This is a genomic window from Ruminococcus callidus ATCC 27760 (assembly GCF_000468015.1).
Classification (GTDB): domain Bacteria; phylum Bacillota; class Clostridia; order Oscillospirales; family Ruminococcaceae; genus Ruminococcus_C; species Ruminococcus_C callidus.
On record NZ_KI260386.1, the window covers coordinates 16,432 to 20,298 of the forward strand.

Here is a 3,867-nt window from a genome sequence, read left to right on the forward strand (position 1 = left end):
TTTTTTTTTTTTTTTTTTGATATAATTTTTCGTGGAAATCGAATCTCCAACAAATTTCCAAAATAAAAGCAGATTGCTTTTATGTGGTTTGGGGTGAAATGAACTATGGGAGGATTTCAAATGTCAAGCACCTTAAAATTATCTATTTTTTCAATTGTGGGAATTCTTGTATTCTGCATTGTCGGAATTTTTATTCCGCCAGTTTTACTGCTTTCGGAAGCGTTTTCGATACTATGTTGTATTGTTTTTTCTATTTCTGTGATTTCAAATATTGAAACAAACGGAGCAAATTTTTTGTTAAAATTGTCGCTGGCACTTTTGATTTCTGCTGCAATACAATTTGTAATGCGTATTATCTTTTATATTTTAGGAAAGAATGACCTCTTTTCATTTTGTGTCAACAGTATCTCTGCCGGTCTGGCTCTCCTTTCTTTTACAGCAACAATTTTCATTATGCTGGTGTGGCTGATATTGAAAATATTCCGTATTCCCGCGGATATTATTCGATCTCCATTTTTGAAATTAGGGCTTGTTTTTATAATTGGTACTATTATATTTCGAGTAATTGGAATAGTCATAAAAGAGTTTAGTCTTATTGCAATGGTATTTTTTGTGTTGACGGCTTTGATGTTTATACTTGCGATATTTATAAATACTCATATAAAAGTAACTTTAAAAATAATGTTGAGTGCAGGCATTTTGTCTATCGTATCAATGGTATCCTATTGGGCGTTTCAACTTTATTTGTGCTCAAAAATTTTTGGTATGCCAGAAGAAGATATTCGAAACTTCCTGTTACTGTGTGGCACGATGTTTCTTTTTGTATGTTTTATCAGTTTTCTTGTTTGGTTTACTGCTTTTATTTATCGTGTGTCGCATTCTGTTTGGTTGGCAGTTATTGTTCTGTCTGCACTTGGTTTGTTGATTTCAGGAGCATTGTATTTTATACTTCCAATTTCAGAATGTCTTTTCTTCTACACACTTGCAATGAAAATTTTTGGTTGCGTGATGGGAGTTGGCGTTATGGGAATTGTTTTCAGTGTTTTATTTCACAAGAAATAAGAATACAGAACAATAATAGGAACGGCAACCTTAATTTGTTTCTTAAAAGACTTTGGCTTGTACCATGCAAGTTAAGGTCTTTATTTTTTATCCTCTTGCACTTGTATCCGCATCATGGTATAATACAAATAACACAACAAAAAGGAGAACCTCTATGGCAAAGCCTAAAATCATATACCGCTGCACAGCATGCGGCTACGAAAGTGCCAAGTGGAACGGCAAGTGTCCCTCCTGCGGCTCGTGGAACACGTTGGAAGAAGATGTCCCGCTGCCCACACAGGCGGTGGGCAACAACCGCCGGAAACCGGTGGACTTGTCGGATAAAATACAGGAACTGGAAGAAGTGGACACCACAGCTGATGTCCGTTATCATACCGGCGTAGGCGAACTGGATCGCGTGCTGGGCGGCGGACTGGTGCGTGGCTCCATTGTGCTGCTGGGCGGCGAGCCGGGTATCGGAAAAAGTACACTGCTGCTGCAAATCTGCCAGTACTTCGGAAAGGAACACACTGTGCTGTATGTTTCCGGTGAGGAATCCGCCAAACAGATCAAGCTGCGGGCGGAGCGTCTGGGCGTGACAACGAAAAATCTGTTTCTGCTGACAGTCACCGATGCCCAGAGCATCTGCGACACCATTTCCGCCAGCCGCCCCGATATTGTCATTATCGACTCCATTCAGACCATGCGAATGGAGGAAATTTCCTCCAGTGCCGGCAGCCTGACACAGGTGCGGGAGTGCACCAACCTGTTTATGCACACGGCGAAACAGCTGGACATTCCGGTGTGGATCGTGGGGCATGTCAACAAGGACGGAGCCATTGCCGGTCCGAAGGTCATGGAACATATTGTGGACACCGTGCTGTATTTCGAGGGAGAACGGAACCTGTCCTACCGGCTGCTGCGTGCTGTGAAAAACCGGTATGGTTCTACCAATGAGATCGGCGTGTTCGAGATGCAGGACAGCGGACTGCACGAAGTGCCCAACCCTTCGGCAATGCTGCTGGACGGCAGACCTCACGGCGTTTCCGGCACCTGTGTTACCTGTATGATGGAGGGCTCCCGTCCGATTCTGGCGGAAATTCAGGTGCTTGCCACCAAAAGCGGCTTTTCTGCACCGCGGCGGCAGACGCAGGGGTTTGACTATAGCCGCATGGTGATCCTGATCGCGGTACTGGAAAAACATCTGGGCATGTTTTTCGGAACGCTGGACGTGTACCTGAATGTAGTCGGCGGATTCCAGCTGGACGAACCGGCAGGGGACTTGGCGGTGGCACTGTGTCTGTACTCCTCGCTGGTGGACAAGCCGATCTCGGAACGGACGGTTGCCTTTGGCGAAGTTGGACTGGGCGGCGAAGTGCGTGGCATTTCCCACATTCGGCGGCGGGTGCAGGAGGCGGAACGCATGGGCTTTACGCGGTGCATTGTGCCGCATCAGTGCCTGCACGAACTGAAAGGCGGCTCCTATCAGATTCGCATTGCCGGCGTGCGGAATCTCCGGCAGGCGTTTTCGGTGCTGGAGAAAGATGCGAGAGAAACAACAGGACAAGGAGAATGACATGAAAATTTGGAAAAAACCGCTGGCAGCAGTGCTTGCCGGAATGCTCTGTGTTATCAGTATGCCGCAGGTGCAGCCGCTTCTGCCGGCATTTTCGGCAGCGGCAGCAGAGGAAACGGGAACTGTTGGGGCGTTGACGTATATCTTGGAATCTGACGGGGCAGTTATCACGAAATGTGAGGAAACGGCGGAAAAAGTGGTAATACCGGAAAAAATTGCCGGAAAACCAGTGACGGAAATTGCAGAAGATGCGTTTCAATTTTGTGAAAATTTGACCAGTGTGGAGATACCGGACACGGTACAGACGATCGGAAAGAATGCGTTTTGGAGTTGTCATAAGTTACAGCATGTGACGCTGCCGAAAAATCTGGCTGCTGTAGGAGATAATTGCTTTCGTTCCTGTGGCTTGCTGGCGGAATTGGAAATTCCGGTGACCTTACAGAAAATCGGATTAGATGCGTTTTGCGATACGGCGTGGCTGAAAAATCAGCAGACGGAGAATCCACTGGTACAGGTGAACCATATTTTGATTGACGCGACAACGTGCTCTGGTACAGCGGTAGAAGTGCCGGACGGTGTGACGGAAATCGGGAACTTTGCCTTTTACAACTGCGGAAATTTGCAGAAGATCATGCTGCCGGCAAGTGTGACGAAAATTGATTGGGGTGCTTTCTGGCAGTGTTCTGGTCTGGAAACGCTGACAGTACAGGGCAATCTGGCAAAAATCGGGGAATCTGCCTTTTCCGACTGTACGAAACTGTCGGCAGTGTACACTGTCATGTCGGAAGACGAGTGGAGCAATGTCCAGATCGAATCAGGGAATGAACTGCTGGAGCAGGCGACAATACATTATAATAGTATCCTTGAAGAACTGCTTCTTGCCGACTTGGACAACAACGGAAGCGTGGATTCTACGGACGTGTTTTACATCCTGCTGGGCGTTGCACAGAATGCAGTGGGCATGGATTCCGGCTGGACACCGGCACAGGAAAAAGCGGCGGACATTGACGGCAGCGGTGCAGTCGATTCTACGGACGTGTTCTATGTGCTGTTGTATATTGCACGGAACAGTGCGGGGATTCCCACCACGTGGGAGATGCTGGTGGCGTAACAGAAGAACAACACGCAGACCGCTTTACAATCATGAATTTTTGAACGGACAGAAAAAAGCCGTATCGGAATGGAATTACCGATACGGCTTTTTGTATGTGGTTTGTTAGGCAATACCGCACAAAGATTGTGCGACAGAT

Annotated in this window: 3 protein-coding genes; all 3 read left to right on the plus strand. The window is 46.8% G+C overall.

Translation table 11 applies throughout. From position 1 onward, the window contains the following. Positions 1-120: 120 nt before the first annotated feature. The 3 genes from RUMCAL_RS06315 to RUMCAL_RS06325 all read left to right on the plus strand — a co-directional run bounded on the left by RUMCAL_RS06315 (position 121) and on the right by RUMCAL_RS06325 (position 3,728). Positions 121-1,062 (plus strand): hypothetical protein, encoded by a 942-nt coding sequence (locus RUMCAL_RS06315; protein WP_040647306.1) that lies wholly within the window; start codon positions 121-123, stop codon positions 1,060-1,062. 154 nt (positions 1,063-1,216) lie between these two features. Further along, the gene (gene radA, locus RUMCAL_RS06320; RefSeq protein ID WP_021681840.1) at positions 1,217-2,617 is read left to right on the plus strand and encodes a DNA repair protein RadA; all 1,401 of its coding nucleotides are present in this window, start codon (positions 1,217-1,219) and stop codon (positions 2,615-2,617) included. A gap of 1 nt (position 2,618) precedes the next feature. Continuing rightward, complete coding sequence (locus tag RUMCAL_RS06325; protein ID WP_040647307.1) at positions 2,619-3,728, plus strand: leucine-rich repeat protein; 1,110 nt, start codon at positions 2,619-2,621, stop codon at positions 3,726-3,728. Positions 3,729-3,867: the final 139 nt, after the last annotated feature.